At 71.8% G+C, this 15,216-nt stretch carries 16 protein-coding genes and 1 pseudogene; 8 read left to right on the forward strand and 9 right to left on the reverse strand.

Annotated elements, in window-relative coordinates; genetic code table 11:
* Positions 1–7: 7 nt before the first annotated feature.
* Positions 8–286, forward strand: a pseudogene (locus ACIRP7_RS03800) (RNA polymerase subunit sigma-70); the annotation flags it as partial.
* A gap of 102 nt (positions 287–388) precedes the next feature.
* Here ACIRP7_RS03800 and ACIRP7_RS03805 read toward each other — a convergent pair.
* The 6 genes from ACIRP7_RS03805 to ACIRP7_RS03830 all read right to left on the reverse strand — a co-directional run bounded on the left by ACIRP7_RS03805 (position 389) and on the right by ACIRP7_RS03830 (position 7,954).
* A complete protein-coding gene (locus tag ACIRP7_RS03805) occupies positions 389–976 on the reverse strand; it encodes a flavin reductase family protein (RefSeq protein WP_403653469.1) in 588 nt (195 codons plus the stop codon).
* Positions 977–1,096: 120 nt separating this feature from the next.
* Complete coding sequence (locus ACIRP7_RS03810) at positions 1,097–1,888, reverse strand: enoyl-CoA hydratase/isomerase family protein (RefSeq protein WP_403653472.1); 792 nt, start codon at positions 1,886–1,888, stop codon at positions 1,097–1,099.
* Positions 1,879–4,104 carry an acetate--CoA ligase family protein gene (locus ACIRP7_RS03815; RefSeq protein ID WP_403653474.1) on the reverse strand — a complete coding sequence of 742 codons (2,226 nt, stop codon included), beginning with the start codon at positions 4,102–4,104 and terminating at the stop codon, positions 1,879–1,881. The genes ACIRP7_RS03810 and ACIRP7_RS03815 overlap by 10 nt, the downstream gene beginning before the upstream one ends.
* 159 nt (positions 4,105–4,263) lie before the next feature.
* Positions 4,264–5,787 carry a flavin monoamine oxidase family protein gene (locus tag ACIRP7_RS03820; RefSeq protein ID WP_403653477.1) on the reverse strand — a complete coding sequence of 508 codons (1,524 nt, stop codon included), beginning with the start codon at positions 5,785–5,787 and terminating at the stop codon, positions 4,264–4,266.
* A 158-nt stretch (positions 5,788–5,945) separates the two neighbouring features.
* Complete coding sequence (locus tag ACIRP7_RS03825) at positions 5,946–7,148, reverse strand: flavin-containing monooxygenase (protein ID WP_403653480.1); 1,203 nt, start codon at positions 7,146–7,148, stop codon at positions 5,946–5,948.
* A gap of 212 nt (positions 7,149–7,360) precedes the next feature.
* Positions 7,361–7,954, reverse strand: coding sequence for a hypothetical protein (locus ACIRP7_RS03830; protein ID WP_403653483.1), 594 nt, complete (start codon positions 7,952–7,954; stop codon positions 7,361–7,363).
* A 91-nt stretch (positions 7,955–8,045) separates the two neighbouring features.
* On the opposite strand from ACIRP7_RS03830, the gene ACIRP7_RS03835 reads away from it, so the two are divergent.
* The 4 genes from ACIRP7_RS03835 to ACIRP7_RS03850 all read left to right on the forward strand — a co-directional run bounded on the left by ACIRP7_RS03835 (position 8,046) and on the right by ACIRP7_RS03850 (position 10,769).
* On the forward strand, positions 8,046–8,492 hold the full coding sequence (locus tag ACIRP7_RS03835) for a DoxX family membrane protein (RefSeq protein ID WP_403653486.1): 447 nt from the start codon (positions 8,046–8,048) through the stop codon (positions 8,490–8,492).
* Positions 8,492–8,905 (forward strand): Zn-ribbon domain-containing OB-fold protein, encoded by a 414-nt coding sequence (locus ACIRP7_RS03840; protein WP_403653489.1) that lies wholly within the window; start codon positions 8,492–8,494, stop codon positions 8,903–8,905. Before ACIRP7_RS03835 ends, ACIRP7_RS03840 begins: the two co-directional genes overlap by 1 nt.
* 334 nt (positions 8,906–9,239) lie before the next feature.
* Positions 9,240–9,830 carry a GNAT family N-acetyltransferase gene (locus tag ACIRP7_RS03845; RefSeq protein WP_403653492.1) on the forward strand — a complete coding sequence of 197 codons (591 nt, stop codon included), beginning with the start codon at positions 9,240–9,242 and terminating at the stop codon, positions 9,828–9,830.
* 39 nt (positions 9,831–9,869) lie between these two features.
* Positions 9,870–10,769 carry a GNAT family N-acetyltransferase gene (locus tag ACIRP7_RS03850; protein ID WP_403653495.1) on the forward strand — a complete coding sequence of 300 codons (900 nt, stop codon included), beginning with the start codon at positions 9,870–9,872 and terminating at the stop codon, positions 10,767–10,769.
* On the opposite strand, the gene ACIRP7_RS03855 is transcribed toward ACIRP7_RS03850, so the two are convergent.
* A complete protein-coding gene (locus ACIRP7_RS03855) occupies positions 10,721–11,386 on the reverse strand; it encodes a pyridoxal 5'-phosphate synthase (RefSeq protein ID WP_403653498.1) in 666 nt (221 codons plus the stop codon). The two genes, ACIRP7_RS03850 and ACIRP7_RS03855, sit on opposite strands and share 49 nt — an antisense overlap.
* On the opposite strand from ACIRP7_RS03855, the gene ACIRP7_RS03860 reads away from it, so the two are divergent.
* Positions 11,385–11,576 carry a hypothetical protein gene (locus tag ACIRP7_RS03860; protein ID WP_403653501.1) on the forward strand — a complete coding sequence of 64 codons (192 nt, stop codon included), beginning with the start codon at positions 11,385–11,387 and terminating at the stop codon, positions 11,574–11,576. The two genes, ACIRP7_RS03855 and ACIRP7_RS03860, sit on opposite strands and share 2 nt — an antisense overlap.
* On the opposite strand, the gene ACIRP7_RS03865 is transcribed toward ACIRP7_RS03860, so the two are convergent.
* A complete protein-coding gene (locus ACIRP7_RS03865; RefSeq protein ID WP_403653504.1) occupies positions 11,573–12,742 on the reverse strand; it encodes a thiolase C-terminal domain-containing protein in 1,170 nt (389 codons plus the stop codon). The genes ACIRP7_RS03860 and ACIRP7_RS03865 overlap by 4 nt on opposite strands.
* 81 nt (positions 12,743–12,823) lie before the next feature.
* Between ACIRP7_RS03865 and ACIRP7_RS03870 the strand changes: the two genes are divergently transcribed.
* Together ACIRP7_RS03870 and ACIRP7_RS03875 are read left to right on the forward strand one after the other, a co-directional pair.
* The gene (locus tag ACIRP7_RS03870) at positions 12,824–14,023 is read left to right on the forward strand and encodes an acyl-CoA dehydrogenase family protein (protein ID WP_403653507.1); all 1,200 of its coding nucleotides are present in this window, start codon (positions 12,824–12,826) and stop codon (positions 14,021–14,023) included.
* Entirely contained in the window at positions 14,020–14,490 is a 471-nt protein-coding gene (locus ACIRP7_RS03875; RefSeq protein ID WP_403653510.1) for a nitroreductase family deazaflavin-dependent oxidoreductase, read from the forward strand. Before ACIRP7_RS03870 ends, ACIRP7_RS03875 begins: the two co-directional genes overlap by 4 nt.
* A 75-nt stretch (positions 14,491–14,565) precedes the next feature.
* Here the strand turns inward: ACIRP7_RS03875 and ACIRP7_RS03880 are convergent, their stop codons facing one another.
* Entirely contained in the window at positions 14,566–15,213 is a 648-nt protein-coding gene (locus ACIRP7_RS03880) for a TetR family transcriptional regulator (protein ID WP_403653513.1), read from the reverse strand.
* Positions 15,214–15,216 lie beyond the last annotated feature (3 nt).

The raw sequence follows: 15,216 nt of genomic DNA on the forward strand, positions 1-15,216 counted from the left end.
TGGTTCGTCCTTCCTGGCAGCGGCTCGACGCGGCGACTTCGAGGAGTTGCTGCGGGTACTCGACCCCGAGGTGAAACTGACCGTCGACACCCCGTCCGGCGTGGTCGTCACCCTCGGCGCCACCAAGGTCGCAGCCGGCGCGCAACTGTCCGCCAGCGCAGCCACGCAGGGGGCGGTGCCCAGACACAAGAACTCCGCCCGCCTGATGCCGGCCCGGGCTGGTCTCAACCCGGCTGGTGCTGACGGCGCAAGACGCGGCGGGACGCTGTTCCGCCAGGCAGCCTGAGCCAGGAATCCCCCTCGTTTACGAGGGGGAGGATTCAAGGAGGCCACTGACGTCGATGCTGGTACTCAGGCCAGCGGCGGCAGAGCCCTCGGCCGGGGCGGCTCAGAGAAACCGTCCCTGGTGGAACAGCAGCGGGGCCTCGCCCTCGCCCGTGCCCAGCGCGTCCACCCGTCCCACCACGATGAGGTGGTCACCGCCGGTGTGCACCGCGTGGATCGTGCAGTCGATCCACGCGAGCGTGCCCGCGAGGCGGGGGGCGCCGGAGACCGGGGCCGGGTCGTGCGGGACGCCCGCGAACTTGTCCGCGCCGCTCACCGCGAACGCCCTGCACAGCCCGCCCTGGTCCGCGCTCAGGACGTTCACGCAGAAGACGCCCGCCCGGGCGATGCGCGGCCAGGTCGCCGACGTACGGCCCACCATGAAGGCGACGAGCGGTGGGTCGAGGGAGAGGGAGGAGAAGGACTGGCAGGCGAAGCCGGCCGGTTCCTCGCCGGGTGCCCCGGGGGCCGTCACCACGGTGACGCCGGTCGCGAAGTTCCCCAGTACGCGCCGGAACTCGGCCGGGTCGACCGGTGCCCGCTCGTCCTCGCGCACACACCGCAGCTCCGGGCGGGGCAACGCCTCGACGGCGAGGGCCTTCCCGGACCTGAGGTAGCGGACGGCCGCTTCCGCCGTCCCTGCTTGTCCCATCACATCCCCATTGAAGCTGACGGTACGTCAGATGGGAAGGGGTCGGGGTCGTGAGCGAAGGGCCGCCCGTACGCTGCGCCCATGAGCTGGGGGAACACGTCCTGACCCGGGACTGAGCCGTCAACGGCCCCGGTACTCGGGGCTCCTGCGCTCCACGAAGCTCGCCACGCCCTCTTGCGCGTCCGCCGTCGACATGTTGATCTCCTGCGCGGCGGCCTCCGCGGCGAACGCGGTGGCGCGGTCGCTGTCCAGGGAGGCGTTCACGAGCTGCTTGGTCAGGGCGAGGGCCCGGGTCGGGCCGGTGGCCAGGCGGGTGGCCCACGCGCGGGCCGTCTTGGCCAGCTCCTCGTCCGCCACGACCCGGTTGACCAGGCCCAGGCGTTCGGCTTCGTGCGCGGTGAGCGGGTCGCCGAAGAACATCAGTTCCTTCGCCCGCCGCGGGCCGATCAGACGGGGCAGGAGATAGGCGCCGCCGCCGTCGGGAACCAGCCCGCGGCGGACGAACACCTCGATGAACTTCGCCGACTCGGCGGCCAGCACCAGATCGCAGGCGAGGGCCAGGTGCGCGCCGAGGCCGGCCGCCGTGCCGTTCACCGCCGCGATGACCGGTTTCTCGCAGTCGAGGACGGCTGCGATCAACCGCTGGGCTCCCAGCCGCAGCGTGCGGGCCACATCGCCGGCGACGCGTTCTCCCGCGCCGGAGGCCCCCCGCAGGTCCGCACCCGCGCAGAAGCCGCGCCCGGTCCCGGTGAGGACCACGGCACGCACCTCCGGATCGGCAGACGCCTGCGCCAACCGCTCGATGACCACGTCCCGCTGGCCGGGCGTGAGGGCGTTGAGCACCTCGGGCCGGTTCAGGGTGAGGTACGAGACGTGGCCGTCGACGGTGTGCGTCACCTCGCTCACCGGCACACCACCAACGCGTCCAGCGCCACCGCCCCCTGCCCCCGGGGAAGCACCATCAGCGGGTTGATGTCGAGCTCCGCGAGTTCGTCCCCGAGCTCCAGCACCATCCGCTGCACCCGGAGCACGACCTCCACGAGCGCGTCGAGATCCGCGGGCGGCCGCCCCCGGACCCCGTCCAGGAGTGCCCGTCCGCGCAGATCTCCGAGCATGTCCCGGGCCTGCTCCTCACCGAAGGGCGGCACCCGTACGGCCGTGTCCCGCAGCACCTCGACCAGGACCCCGCCGAGCCCGACCGTCACCGTCGGCCCGAACAGCTCGTCGTGCGCCGCCCCGACGACCATCTCGACACCCCGCTCGACCATCTGGCAGACCAGGACACCGTCCAGGGAGACGTCCTCGTAGCGGGCGATGTCGGTCAACTCGCGGTAGGCGTCGCGGACCTGGCTCGCCGAGGTCAGGCCGATCTTCACCAGGCCGAGCTCCGTCTTGTGGGCGATCTTCGCGCCGGACGCCTTCATCACGACCGGGTAGCCGACCAGGCCGGCCGCACGGACGGCCGCCGCCGCGCTGGTCACCAGCTGCTCGCGCGGCACCCGGATCCCGTAGGCCCGCAGCAGTTGCTTCGCCGCGTGCTCGCTCAGCTGCTGGCCCGGGCGCATCAGCGCCTGCGCCTTGCGGAAGGAGGGCGACGGGGTGCGCGGGGCCTCGTCGAAGGGGGAGCGGTAGCCGGCGACGAAGCGGTGGTGGTCGAGGTAGGCGCGCACGGCGGTGATGCAGTTGCCGACCGTGCGGAAGGTGGCCACCCGGGACGAGCCGAGCAGGACCTCGCGGTAGGCCGGCTCGGTGCCGACGGGCGAGCCCCACACCACGCACACCAGCTTGTCGGTCTGCTCCGCCGCGTCCACCAGGTCCAGGACCAGCCGGTCGCTCAGGGGAGGAAAGGGCCCGGTGACCGGGCAGATCAGCACCCCGACCGAGGGGTCCGCGAGGATCGCGTCGATGATCTTCCGGCCACGCCAGTCGCCGACCGGGTGCCCGCCGTTGTCGACGGGGTTGGCCACGCTCAGGAACTCCGGTATCCACTGGTGCAGTTCGGCCTGCTTGGCCTCCGAGAGGGTGGGCAGACTCAGCCCCGCCTCCGTCGCCAGGTCGGCGAAGTGCGCGCCGGTGCCGCCCGAGATCGAGTAGACGACGACCCCCTCGGCGCGCGGCGGCCTCGCGCGGGCCAACAGGGCGGCGGTGTCCTGGAGTTCGTCGAGGCCGTCGACGCGGATCACGCCGTACTGGCGCATCGCCGCGTCCACCACGGTGTCCGCGCCCGTGAGCTTGCCGGTGTGGGAGGCGGCCGTGCGGGCGCCGGTCTCGGTGCGGCCCACCTTGACCGCGACGACCGGCACCTTGCGGCGGGCGGCCCGGTCGGCGGCGAGCAGGAAGGAGCGGCCGTCCTTCAGGCCCTCCAGGTAACAGGCGATGGCGCCGACCTCGGGGCGCTCGGCGAAGTAGGACAGGAAGTCGGCGGTCTCCAGATCGGCCTCGTTGCCGGTGGGGGCCCAGTGGGTGAGGCGGATGCCGAGTTCCTGGAGGGCGTACACCGGGCGGCCCTGGTGGCCGGACTGGGTGATCAGGGCGATGCCCGGGCCGTCGAGGTCCTCGCGGAACGACGAGAAGGCGTTCAGGTTGGTGTTGGGCCCCAGCAGCCGCATCCCGGACTGCGCCACGGCGGCCGCGAGACGCTCCTGGGCGGCCGCTCCCTCCTCGCCGGTTTCCGCGAACCCGGAGGCGAAGACGACCGCGAACTTCACCTTGATCTCAGCCAGTTGCTCGATCAGCGGGAGAGGATCGGCGACCAGCAGCACGGCGAGATCGACCTGCTCGGGCAGCTCGGACACGGCGGCCACACAGGGGATGCCGAAAACGGCCGGGCGGGTCGGATGCACCGGGTGCAGCCGGGCGCCGACCCGGTCCGCCCAGTCGATCAGCTGCCGGGTGACCCCGGTGTTCGGGCGGCCCTCGGTGTCCGAGGCGCCGATCACGGCGACCGACTCCGGCCGGAAGAAGCGGTCCAGATCGGGGACGTCGGTATACAGCGGCCGGCCGCCGACGTCGTGATCGTCGACCTCGGCGGGCCGGCCGTGGACGGCGGGCCCGGGTTGCTCGCCGCACGCGATGACCCGGGCCCGGCGGGAGTCGGTGGTGAGGGTGCCGTGGGTTGATCCAAGCATCGGTCCGCCCGCTCCTGTGTGACAGCCTGAATAACTGACGCACTGTCAGATTACAGAACTGACGGTGTGTCAGGAACGGGCGTGCACGCAAAGTTGAGACGTGGACCACAGCACCCGCGCCGACCACGGCACCCGCGCCGACTACAGCACCCGCGCCGACTACAGGACCGCGAGAACCTCCTTGGCCACCCGCTCGCCCGACCGCACCGCACCGTCCATGAAGCCCATCCAGTGGATCGACGTCTCGGTCCCGGCCCAGTGGATGCCGCCGACAGGGGCGCGCAGGGCGGGGCCGTACTGGGTGAGCACCCCGGGCGCGCCGATGGAGACGGGGCCGCCGCGGGTGTAGGCCTCGTTGTTCCAGCGTTGCAGGACGAAGGAGGTGGGGGAGGCCGCTTTCGAGCCGAAGTACATCACGTAGTCCTTGAGGACGGCCGCCTTGACCTCCGCCTCGCTCGCCGCGTCGTACTTGCGGGCCTCGTCGGCCTCGATGAAGCCCATCAGGGCGCCGTAGGAGGCGTCCGGCGGGGAGTTGTCGAAGGTCGAGCTGATCACGCCGGTATCGCTGACGACCTGGCCGTTGAGGCCGTCCGCCCGCCAGAAGGGGGTGTCGTAGATCGCGATCGCCTTGCCGACCGAGGCCATCGGGAGGCGCTGGGTGAGCTGGTCGCGGGCGGCGGGCAGCAGCGGGTCGTAGGTGATGCGGGCCGCGAGCGGCGGGGGTACGGCGACGACGACCCGCTTGGCGGTGACGGTGACCCCGTCGGCCGTGACGACGTACTTCGCGCCGGACTTGGCGATCGTGCGCACCGGGGCGTTCAGTACGACGCGGTCGCCCAGCGTGGCGGCGAGCTTGACCGGCACCAGCTGGGAGCCGCCGACGAAGCGCAGTTCCTGGGCGCCGCCCGCGGTCTCGGTGAGGCGTTCCAGGGTGCCGGGAGTGGTCTCGTTGCCGGCGGCGGCGATGTAGAAGAGGACGAACAGCAGGGACAGTTCGCGGGGTTCGGCCGAGAAGATCGACGTGCAGGCCACGTCCAGGAGGAACTTGGCCGACGGGATGACGGCGTTGGCGCGCAGCCAGCTCTCGAAGGTCTGCCGGTCCCATTCGTCGGCCTTGGGGGCGGTCCAGGGCGCGTCGAGCGGGATCGTCTTGGCCATGTCGTCGAGGGAGGCCTGCACGATCGCCGCGTTGGCGAGGCCGGCCGCGTCGATCGGCGGGACCGAGCCGAGGAGGCCGTCGGTGGCGTAGGGGGTTTTCTTGCCGTCCTTGTAGAGGAGGTTGTTGCCGGTGTTGTAGGTGGCGAAGGTCCCCACGCCCAGCGAGTCGGCGAGGGCCTTGATGCGGTCCTGGGTGGGGCCGATGAACTCGCCGCCGCCCTCGGTGACACCGCCGTTGGCCAGTTTCAGGTTGAGGACCCGGCCGCCGACGCGGTCGCGGGCCTCCAGGACGGCGACCGTCTTTCCGCCCGCGACCAGGTCACGGGCGGCGGTGAGCCCGGCGAGACCGGCGCCGACGATCGCGACGTCCACGTCACGGGTGGCGGCGAAGGCGGGGGAGGCGGCGGTTGCGGTGAGGGTGGCGGCCCCGGCCGCGGCGGCGGCACCGCCGAGCAGGGAGCGGCGGGAGAGCCGGGACGGCTGAGAGGTCTGGGGGAGCGGGGGGAGCTGTCTTTCGCGTGCCACGTGCGTCCTCCGTGGTGGAGAGAGTGTGGAGCTAGAACATGAGAAGTGTTCACATTCTGGCCCCGTACGGCGGCACACGACAACGCTCCCGTCACATCTCTCACAGATGTAACAGGAGCGCCGGTCAAGCGAGTTGAGGTGTACTCCGTCTTTCCCCGTCAGACGGGCAGCCGCGAGAGCCGGCCCGCGCCGTGCTTCTCGACGGCCTTCGCGATCTTCTCCGCGTCGATCGCCACTTCCCGGAAGGTACCGCTGATGGGAGTGACGTAACCGGTGAAGAAGAGGCCGGGGGCGTTCTCCGGGGCGTGGGCGCCGTTGACGACCGGGCCGCCGCGCGCGTCGAGGACGTCGAGGTGGCCGACGAGTCCCTCCAGGGAACGCGCGTACCCGGTCGCCGCGATCACCGCGTCGGGGCTGACGCGGGTGCCGTCGGCGAGCAGCACCTCGCCGTCCTCGAAGCCCTCGACGGCGGCCACGACCTCGACCCTGCCCTTGCGGATCGCGTCGACGAGGCCGACGTCCTGGACCGGGATGGCGCCCTGTTTGACCCGGCTGTAGAGCCCGGTGTCGGGGCGGGGCAGCCCGTACGCGGACAGGTCGGGCACGCTGAGCTTCGCCATGGGGCGGGCCAGCCGGTCCACGAGGCCGACCGGCAGCCGCCGTACGAGAACGCCCGTGTACTGGGCGGCCCAGCCTGCCGTGGAGCGGCGGACGATGTGCGGGGCGGTGCGCACGGACAGCTGTACCCGTGCGGCGCCGCCCTCGACCAGGTCCACGGCGATCTCGGCGCCGGTGTTGCCGACGCCGACGACGAGGACGTCACGGCCGGTGTACGGCTCGGGGTTGCGGTACTCGCCGGCGTGCAGGAGCTCGCCCTTGTACTCCTCGCGGCCCGGCCAGTCGGGCAGCAGCGGGGTGTGGTTGTAGCCGGTGGCGACGACCACCGCGGCGCCGGTCAGTTCGCGGCCGCCGGTGGCGTGCAGCAGCCAGCCGGTGCCGTCGGGGGTGCGCTCGACGCGCGACACCTCGACGCCGGTGACGGTCTCCAGCTCGTGGAACTCGGCGTACTTCTCCAGATAGCGCACCACGTCGTCGCGGGCGACCCAGCGGCCGAAACGGCGGGGCATCGGCAGGCCGGGCAGGGCCGACAGGCGGCGCGTGGTGTGCAGGTGGAGACGGTCGTAGTGGCGCCGCCAGGACGCGCCGACGTGCTCGGACTTCTCCAGGACGACCGCGCGGACGCCCCGGGCGCGCAGCGCGTACGCGACGGAGAGCCCGGCCGGGCCGCCGCCGATGACGTACACGGGGCGATCGGGCTGCCCGGGCTGCTCGGGGCGGTCTGCGGGTGTGGAGTCGGCCATGAGCGCGAGCGTAATCAGACAGCGCGTTGATGGGTCTCGGTCAAGACGGGAATTGGTTGCGGATCGATCACGCCTGTAGGAGAAGTGCGTGGGACGCGTGACGTAGCCCACACGGAAAGTGCCAGGGCGTCGGGGCCGCGAGCTGCGGGTCCTCGACGCCCTGGCGGCGGCGGCCGGAGACTGACGGGAAACCGGGGCCGCGTTCGTGGGGGCTACTTGGTCTTCTTGTGACCCGTGACCTCGGCGATCCAGGTGATGAAGTCGCCGGGGTCGGTGTTGGCGCCGTGGCCCTGGTCCCAGTAGTAGCGGTGGTTCACGTCGTCGCCGAGGTTCTCGGCGGCGGCGGCCAGGTTCGCGGCGATCGTCAGCGAGGTGTCCGAGTCCTTCGTGCCGAGGCGGATCCACCAGTGCTTCGACCGCTTCCCGTTGACCTTCTCCGTCAGGTGGTACATCGGGTTCATCAGGTTGAGCTTCTCGGGGATGTCGCTCGCCACGCGCTTGGTGGACAGGCCCGTGGTGTCGTTCCCGGCGCCGTACGCCGTGAAGTGGCGGGCCCCGGTGATGTTCGCGCCGAACTCGTTGTTCTCGCCGGCGGACAGGTCCCAGGCGTCGAAGGAGGGTGCGTCCTTCTTGCGGGCGCCGACGTGGGCGAGGAAGTCGGGCCAGGTGAAGGTGGCCTTGCCGTTCTTCCACGCGATGAACGTGTTGGCGGCCAGGTAGGTCTCGCGCTCGGAGTCCGAGAGCGCGGCCAGGTAGGTGGTGGCGGACGGCTCCAGGTACTGCTTGACCAGGTAGTCGTCATTCATGGGGGACCCACAGTTTCCCGCCGCGCGCACAGGATTCTTACCGTGACCGCGGTCTTCCCGGGCCCTTGGATCTGACGTACCGTCAGATTTCATGGACACGATCTGGCTGACCGGCGCGCAGTGGCTGGCCGTCCTGCGCATCGGACTCGGGCTGTGGTGGCTGGAGAGCTGGCGGCACAAGGACAAGAGCACGTGGTTCGAGGGCGGCGGCATCACCTGGGCCGCGGACATCGCCGCCAAGCACCGCTGGAGCCCGGTCCGCAGCGGCTTCGAGGTGATGGTCGCACCGCGCCCCAAGGCCATGGCGTACGTCGTCGCCTACGCCGAACTCGCCCTCGGCGCGGGCCTGATCCTCGGCCTCCTGACCCCGCTCGCCCTGGTCGGCGGCCTGCTGCTGAACGTCCTCTACTTCACCCTGATGATCCACGACTGGGCCGAGCAGGGGCAGAACTCGATGATGGCCCTCATCTCGGTCGTGGCCCTGTTCGCGATGTCCTGGCAGACGTGGTCGCTCGACGCGGCGCTGGGCTGGTTCTGATGGCCGCGAGGTACGACCTCCCCGAGACGGACGCCTTCACGCGGACCTACTGGGACGCGGCGGCGCGAGGCGTCCTGCTGCTCAGGCGCTGCGGAACCTGCGCCCAAGTCCACCACTACCCCCGCGAATTCTGCCCCCGCTGCTGGAGCGAGGACGTCACCTGGTCCCCGGCGACCGGCCGCGCCACGCTCCACACCTGGTCCGTCGTCCACCGCAACGACCTGCCGCCCTTCAAGGACCGCGTCCCGTACATCGCCGCCGTCGTCGACCTCACCGAGGGCCCCAGGATGATGACGGAGATCGTCGACTGCGCGCATGAGGACCTGCGGGCGGGGCTGGAGTTGGAGGCGGTCTTTCCGGACGGGGTGCCGAAATTCAGGCCGGGCGGGGCGGCTGTGGCGGTTGGGGGGTGAATGGGTGGTGGGCGTCGGCTTTGCTGGTGGCTTGGCGGATTCCGGGCCGCGCGGGAGGGCTGTCGCGGTTCGGGGTGAGTGATGGGCGTCGGCTTTGCCGCAGGCCTGGCGGTGTCGGTCGGTTGTGCCGGTGAGGATCTGCAGGCGGGCTGGAGTCGGAGGTCGTCCTCCTTGGCGGGGGACTGAAAGATCAGGCCATGAGTGACGGCGTCGGTCTTGCTGGGGACCTGGTGGTGGCGGAGATCGTCGACCGCGCCCACGGGGGCCTGAGAGCCGGGCTGGCGCTACCGAGATTCAGGCCGCACCGGACGGCCGTGGCGGTTTGAATGGGTGGATGACCGACGTCGACGATCAGCACCTCATCCGCCCCTTCACCCCGCTGCGCGGCCACGGCCTGCGCCTGTGCGCCTGGGACGCGCACTCCGACGTGCAGGCCCAGGACTGGCTGCGCGGCTCGCTGGACCCCGAGTTCGGGCGCTGGAACACGCCTCTCACCCCGATCCACGACCTCGACGGCGCCCGTGCCGTGATGCGACACAGGGCCGACCAGGCGGCGCAGGGCACGAGCGCGTCGTACCGGATCACGGACGAGACGAGCGGTACGACCCTCGGGCACCTCGGCGTCAACATGATCGACCATGTCTTCCGCACCGCCCGCGTCGGCTACTGGGTGCTCCCCGAGGCCCGCGGCCACGGCGTCGCCACCCGTGCCCTGCGCCTCGCCGCCCACTGGGCGCTCACCGACCTCGGCCTGCACCGCCTGGAACTGGGCCACGCCCTCGGCCACGAGGCCTCCTGCACCATCGCCGAACGCTGCGGCTTCCGCTACGAGGGCACGCTGCGGGGCGCGATGTTCGAGGCGGGACGGCGTGACGCGTTCCGGGACGTACACCTGCACGCCCGGCTGGCGACGGACTCGGAGTAATTCGCGGGCGCCGGGGCCGACTTCGCAGGACCATGGAGCATGCGCCCCGACGGCTGGCACACCACCGACGACCTCGACGAGTTCCTCACCCGCGCCGGAGATTTCCTGCACTCGCGCCCGGACCTGCACACCGTCTTCCTCACCGTGACCGAGGGGCTGCGCACCTGCGGGCTCCGGGCGTACGGCGACGAGGCGCCCTGCTTCGGGCTGCTGGAGGAGGACGGGAGCGTGCGCGGGGCCTACTTCCGGACCCCGCCCCACCGGCTGTACCTCACGCCGCTGACCGCTGCCCGCGTCGACTCCCTCGCCGCCCACCTGGAGGCCCTGGGCCGGGCCGTCCCCGGGGTCGGGGCCGAGGCCGGGACCGCCGCCGGTTTCGCCGAGGCCTGGCGGCGCCGCACCGGGGCCACGCCCGTGCCGTACCGGCGGCAGCGGCTGTACCGGCTCGACACGCTGACCGTGCCGCGGCCGGCCCCGGAAGGGCGGCCGAGGATCGCCGAGACGCGGGACCGGGAGTTGCTGGTCCGCTGGTTCGGCGAGTTCAGCCGGGACGTCGGCGAGAGCGAGGGCGTGCGCGCCGAGTCCTGGGCCGACGCCCGCCTCGCCCACGACAGTGTCGCCCTCTGGGAGGCCCCCGACGGCACCCCCGTCTCCATGGCCGGTCTCACCCCGCCGGTCGCCGGCCAGATCAGGGTGGCGCCCGTCTACACCCCGGCCCCGCTCCGGGGCCGCGGCTACGCCGGCGCCGCCACCGCCGAGGTCAGCCGGCTCGCCCGGCAGCGGGGCGCCGACCAGGTGCTGCTCTTCACCGACCTGGCCAACCCGACCAGCAATGCCCTCTACCAGCGCATCGGTTACCGGCCGGTGGCGGACTTCGCGGTGTACGACTTTCAGGGCCAGAGCAGTTCCCGGGCCCACCCGCCGTCCGTACGCCGGTAGACGAGCCGTACGTGCCGTCTGCGCTCGTCCCCCTGGAAGAACTCCACCTCGTCCGGAACCAGCCGGTACAGCTTCCAGGACGGGACCGGCACCTCCGGCTCCCGCTGCGCCCGCTCCCACGCCTCCTCGGACACCCGCGCCAACTCGTCCAGTGAGCCGAGGACTTCGCTCTGGCGGCCGGTGAGCGCGGCGGCCAGCGCGCCGGTCGAGCGGGCGTGCAGATCCGCCGCCGCCTCCTCGGAGGGCGCCGCGCTCACCGGCCCCTTCACCCGCACCTGCCGGCCGAGGACCGGCCAGTAGAAGCCGAGGGCGGCGTACGGCCGTACCGACAGGTGCCCTCCCTTGCGGCTGTGGGAGTGACTCGCGAAGGCCCAGCCGTCCGCGTCGGCCCCGTGCAGCATCACGGTCCGTACGTCCGGCCGGCCCTCCGCGTCGGCCGTCGCAAGAGACATGGTGTGCGGCTCGCTCTGCCCGGCGGCCACCGCCTCCGCGAACCAGGTGGTGAAGAGCTCCAGCGGGGTCGCGGGCGCGGTTGCGGGGTCGAAGGAGGGCAGCGAGGTGACCTCCGGGTCCCACACCCGCAGTGACCTGAGCAGCTCGTGAAGATCCGTTGCCATGCCTCAGACGGTACCGAGGTCGGACGTCACCCACCTTTCGGGCCGCATCCGGATGATCACCGATTCGCCGTGGTTCTTCGGCGAGGGCGTGCTGAGCCTCCTGGAGAAGGACCCGTCCAGCCCGTGGGACGTGGGCCGCAGGGACCCGGACACCGCCAACGACAGGGCGACCATCAGAGTCGTGCCCTAACGCCCCAGCACCACCGTCCCCGACGAGCAGAACCAGCCCCCCGTCCCGGACGCCACCGCCAGCCCCGGCGTCGACCCGTCCCGGCGTCGCACCTGCCGTGCCCCCGCCTCCCCGCGCAGCTGCCGTACGGCCTCCACCAGCAGGAACAGCCCGCGCATTCCCGGGTGTTGGGCGGACAGTCCGCCGCCGTCCGTGTTCACCGGCAGGTCCCCGCCCTCGACCCGCAGCCGCCCCTTCTCCACGAAGGCGCCGCCCTCGCCCTTTCCGCAGAAGCCGAGGTCCTCCAGGGTCACCAGCGTCATGTAGGTGAACGCGTCGTAGATCTCGGCGAGTTCGATCTCCTCCGGCCGCACCCCGGCCCGCTCGAAGGCCAGCCGTCCGCTCACCGCCGCCGGGGACACGGTGAAGTCGGGCCACTCGGACATGCTGACGTGCGAGACGTACTCCCCGGTGCCGAGCACCCAGACGGGAGCGGTACGGCAGTCCCGTACGTACTCCTCGGCCGCGAGCAGCACCGCCGCGCCGCCGTCGGAGCGGATGCAGCAGTGCAGCTTGGTGAAGGGGTCCGCGATCATCGGGCCGGAGAGGACGTCGGCGACGGTGATCGGGTCGCGGAACATCGCGTCGGGGTTGAGGGCGGCGTTCGCGCGAGCCTGGACCGCCACCTGCGCCAACTGCTCGATGGTCGTGCCGTGTTCGATCATGTGGCGGCGGGCCGCCATGGCGTACTTGGCGATCAGGGTGTGGCCGTAGGGCACCTCGAACTGGAGCGGGCCGCGGGCGCCGAAGGAGAGGGTGCCGGTGCGGCGGCCCTCCTTGATGTCGGCGCGGGCCGTGGAGCCGTAGACCAGCAGGACGGCGTTGGCGTGTCCGGCGGCGATCGCGTCGGCCGCGTGGGCCGCCATGACCTCCCAGGTGGAGCCGCCGACCGAGGTCGAGTCGACCCAGGTGGGGCGCAGGCCCAGGTACTCGGCGATCTCGGCGGGGGCGAGGGTGCCGGTACCGGCGGAGGCCACGCCGTCGATCAGCTCGCGGTCCAGGCCCGCGTCGGCGAGGGCGCGGCGGGCGGCCTGGGCGTGCAGGGCGTAGGGGGTCGTGCCGTCCACGCGACCGCAGTCGGCCAGGGCCACTCCGGTGATCGCGACTTTCCGGCTCCCGGGGGGCATGAGGGCCTCCTGCCTCTGGGCATCTGGTGCGGGCGCTCCTAATATGACGGACCGTCAGATCGGGAGGGAAGAGGAAGAGCCATGGACGCTCGCTTCACCGCCGAACAGGACGAGATGCGCAGTGCGTTGCGGGAACTGCTGCGGAGGCGTTGCGGTCCCGAGGAATCGAGGAGTGCGGTCGACACTCCGGCCGGCTACGACCCGGCGCTGTGGAGGACCCTCGCCGAACAGCTGGGACTGCCGGGGCTGGCGCTTCCCGAGGAGTACGACGGTGTGGGCTGCTCGGCGACCGAACTGGCGCTGGCCTGCGAGGAGACGGGCCGAGTGCTGGCGGCTACGCCGCTGCTGGCCACGTCGGTCCTCGTGGCCCCGCTGGTCCTGGCCCTGGGTACGGAGAAGCAGCGCGCCGACCTGCTCCCCCGGATGGCCTCCGGCACATTGACCGCAGCCCTCGCCGTGCCACCGGGAACAGCCCTGGGCCTCACCGGCGACAACAGCGGCGAGTGGGCGGGCGGAGGCCGCGCGGGCGGAGTCCAGGCCCGACGATCCGATGGCAGCCAACCCCACACCCCCGGCTGGCGGTTGTACGGCGAGGTCGAGCAGGTGCTCGACGGGCACAGTGCCGGTCTTCTGCTTGTCGCCGCCCATGCCGGAGGGTTCGCCCGCTCTCGTACCCTTCTCTTTCTCGTGCCCGGTGACGCCCCCGGGCTCGTCCGGACCCGGCAGACCGCCCTTGATGCCACTCGCCCCCAGGCTCGCATCCAACTACGGCATGTGCGAGCCGAGTTGCTGGGAGAAGATCATGGGGGCGACGTCCTCGGGGCCCTCGCCCGTACCGGGGACGCCGCCGCCGCTGTCCTCGCCTGTGAGGCCGTCGGGGCGGCCGAGCGGGTGCTGGAGATGACCGTCGAGTACGTCGGGCAGCGGGAGCAGTTCGGGCGGGTGATCGGGTCCTTCCAGGCCGTCAAGCACCGGCTCGCCGATGTGTACGTACAGCTCCAAGCGGCCCGTTCCGCGGCCTACTTCGCCGCCTGGGCCGCCGTTCACCAGGAGCAGCGGGTCGGCGGGCTGGCCCTCGCCCAGGCTCTCGACGCGCTGCGGACCGCCGCCGCCGAAGGGATCCAGCTGCACGGCGGCATCGGGTTCACCTGGGAGCACGAGGCCCAGCGGTACTTCAAGCGCGCCACCGCGGACGAACTGCTCTTCGGCCCGGCGCACCGGCTGCGGGCGCACGCCGCCGACGCGGCACGGCTTTTCACGGGCGCGGAGGTGTCGGTGTGATCGGGACGAGGGTGGTCCAGAGGGTGTCGTCCACGCGCGGTTTCGCCAAGGTCGCGCCGCATGTGATCCCGGCCCTGGACCGGGCCGTGCACCGCATCACGCGGGGGAGGTTCCTGCTCAGCGCGCAGATGCTGCCCGGGGTCGTCCTCACCTCGACGGGGGCGAAAAGCGGGCTGCCCCGGCGGACCCCGCTCGCCTGCATGCCCGAGGACGACGGCCGTACCTGGATCCTCATCGGCTCCAACTTCGGCCGCGAGGGCCACCCCGCCTGGACCGCCAACCTCCTCGCCCACCCCGAGGCCTCGGTCAGCTGGAAGGGACAGGACATCGACGTGACGGCGACCCTGCTGACGGGGGAGGAGCGGACGGCCGTATGGAAGACCGCGCTGGCGTTCTGGCCGCCGTACGCCACCTATCAGGCGCGGGTCGAGCGGGAGATACGGCTCTTCAGGATCGTCCGGAGGTGATCCCCGGACGCACGACAGGCGGCCGTCCACCCGTGTGAACGGCCGCCCGCCAGACAGGACTCGAAAAAGGGCCGGCTACTTCGTCGGCTTCCTGCCCGTCACGCCCAGGTGCACCAACAGCGCCAGATTCGGCTTGAGTTCGGCCTGCTTGACGCCCCAGCTCTGGAAGCCCTTCTGGTGCGAGGCCACCGCCGCGAGCATCGCGACGAGGGAGCCCGCGACCGCGGCCGGGTTGACGTCCTTGTCGACCCTGCCCTTGGACTGGAGCTCGGCGACCGCGTCCGCGAGGGAGTTGTTCACCGAATTGAGGATCTTCATGCGGATCTTGTAGAAGCGCTTGTCGCCCTCGGCGGCCCCGAGGTCGACCACGCGCAGGATCGCGTCGTTCTTGCGCCAGAACTCAAGGAAACCGTCCACGAGTTCCTGCGCGGTCTGCCAGCCCGCCTTGCCGACCCACGACCGGCCGTCGAGCAGCTTCGTCAACTGGCCGCCCTCGGTGGCCATTTGCTCGGCGACCTCCAGGACGGCGCCCTCGACGTCCGGGAAGTACTGGTAGAAGGTCGCGGGTGAAGTGCCCGCCTTCCGGGCGACATCGATGACTTTGACGTCCCGGTAAGGGGAGGAGCTGAGCATCTCGCTGAGGCAGTCGAGCAGCTTCTGCCGGGTCGCCTGCCCACGCCGGCCGGCCACACGGCCGTCGACGGTACGCACTTGTCCTGTCATGCC

This window comes from Streptomyces sp. NPDC102270 (assembly GCF_044766405.1).
Classification (GTDB): Bacteria; Actinomycetota; Actinomycetes; order Streptomycetales; family Streptomycetaceae; genus Streptomyces.

What these genes read in the sequence shown, in the direction of transcription:
- ACIRP7_RS03805 (WP_403653469.1), bottom strand. Translation starts at nt 976, where the DNA reads ATGGGACAAGCAGGGACGGCGGAAGCGGCCGTCCGCTACCTCAGGTCC.
- ACIRP7_RS03815 (WP_403653474.1), bottom strand. Translation starts at nt 4,104, where the DNA reads ATGCTTGGATCAACCCACGGCACCCTCACCACCGACTCCCGCCGGGCC.
- ACIRP7_RS03825 (WP_403653480.1), bottom strand. Translation starts at nt 7,148, where the DNA reads ATGGCCGACTCCACACCCGCAGACCGCCCCGAGCAGCCCGGGCAGCCC.
- ACIRP7_RS03830 (WP_403653483.1), bottom strand. Translation starts at nt 7,954, where the DNA reads ATGAATGACGACTACCTGGTCAAGCAGTACCTGGAGCCGTCCGCCACC.
- ACIRP7_RS03835 (WP_403653486.1), top strand. Translation starts at nt 8,046, where the DNA reads ATGGACACGATCTGGCTGACCGGCGCGCAGTGGCTGGCCGTCCTGCGC.
- ACIRP7_RS03840 (WP_403653489.1), top strand. Translation starts at nt 8,492, where the DNA reads ATGGCCGCGAGGTACGACCTCCCCGAGACGGACGCCTTCACGCGGACC.
- ACIRP7_RS03845 (WP_403653492.1), top strand. Translation starts at nt 9,240, where the DNA reads ATGACCGACGTCGACGATCAGCACCTCATCCGCCCCTTCACCCCGCTG.
- ACIRP7_RS03850 (WP_403653495.1), top strand. Translation starts at nt 9,870, where the DNA reads ATGCGCCCCGACGGCTGGCACACCACCGACGACCTCGACGAGTTCCTC.
- ACIRP7_RS03860 (WP_403653501.1), top strand. Translation starts at nt 11,385, where the DNA reads ATGCCTCAGACGGTACCGAGGTCGGACGTCACCCACCTTTCGGGCCGC.
- ACIRP7_RS03855 (WP_403653498.1), bottom strand. Translation starts at nt 11,386, where the DNA reads ATGGCAACGGATCTTCACGAGCTGCTCAGGTCACTGCGGGTGTGGGAC.
- ACIRP7_RS03865 (WP_403653504.1), bottom strand. Translation starts at nt 12,742, where the DNA reads ATGCCCCCCGGGAGCCGGAAAGTCGCGATCACCGGAGTGGCCCTGGCC.
- ACIRP7_RS03870 (WP_403653507.1), top strand. Translation starts at nt 12,824, where the DNA reads ATGGACGCTCGCTTCACCGCCGAACAGGACGAGATGCGCAGTGCGTTG.
- ACIRP7_RS03880 (WP_403653513.1), bottom strand. Translation starts at nt 15,213, where the DNA reads ATGACAGGACAAGTGCGTACCGTCGACGGCCGTGTGGCCGGCCGGCGT.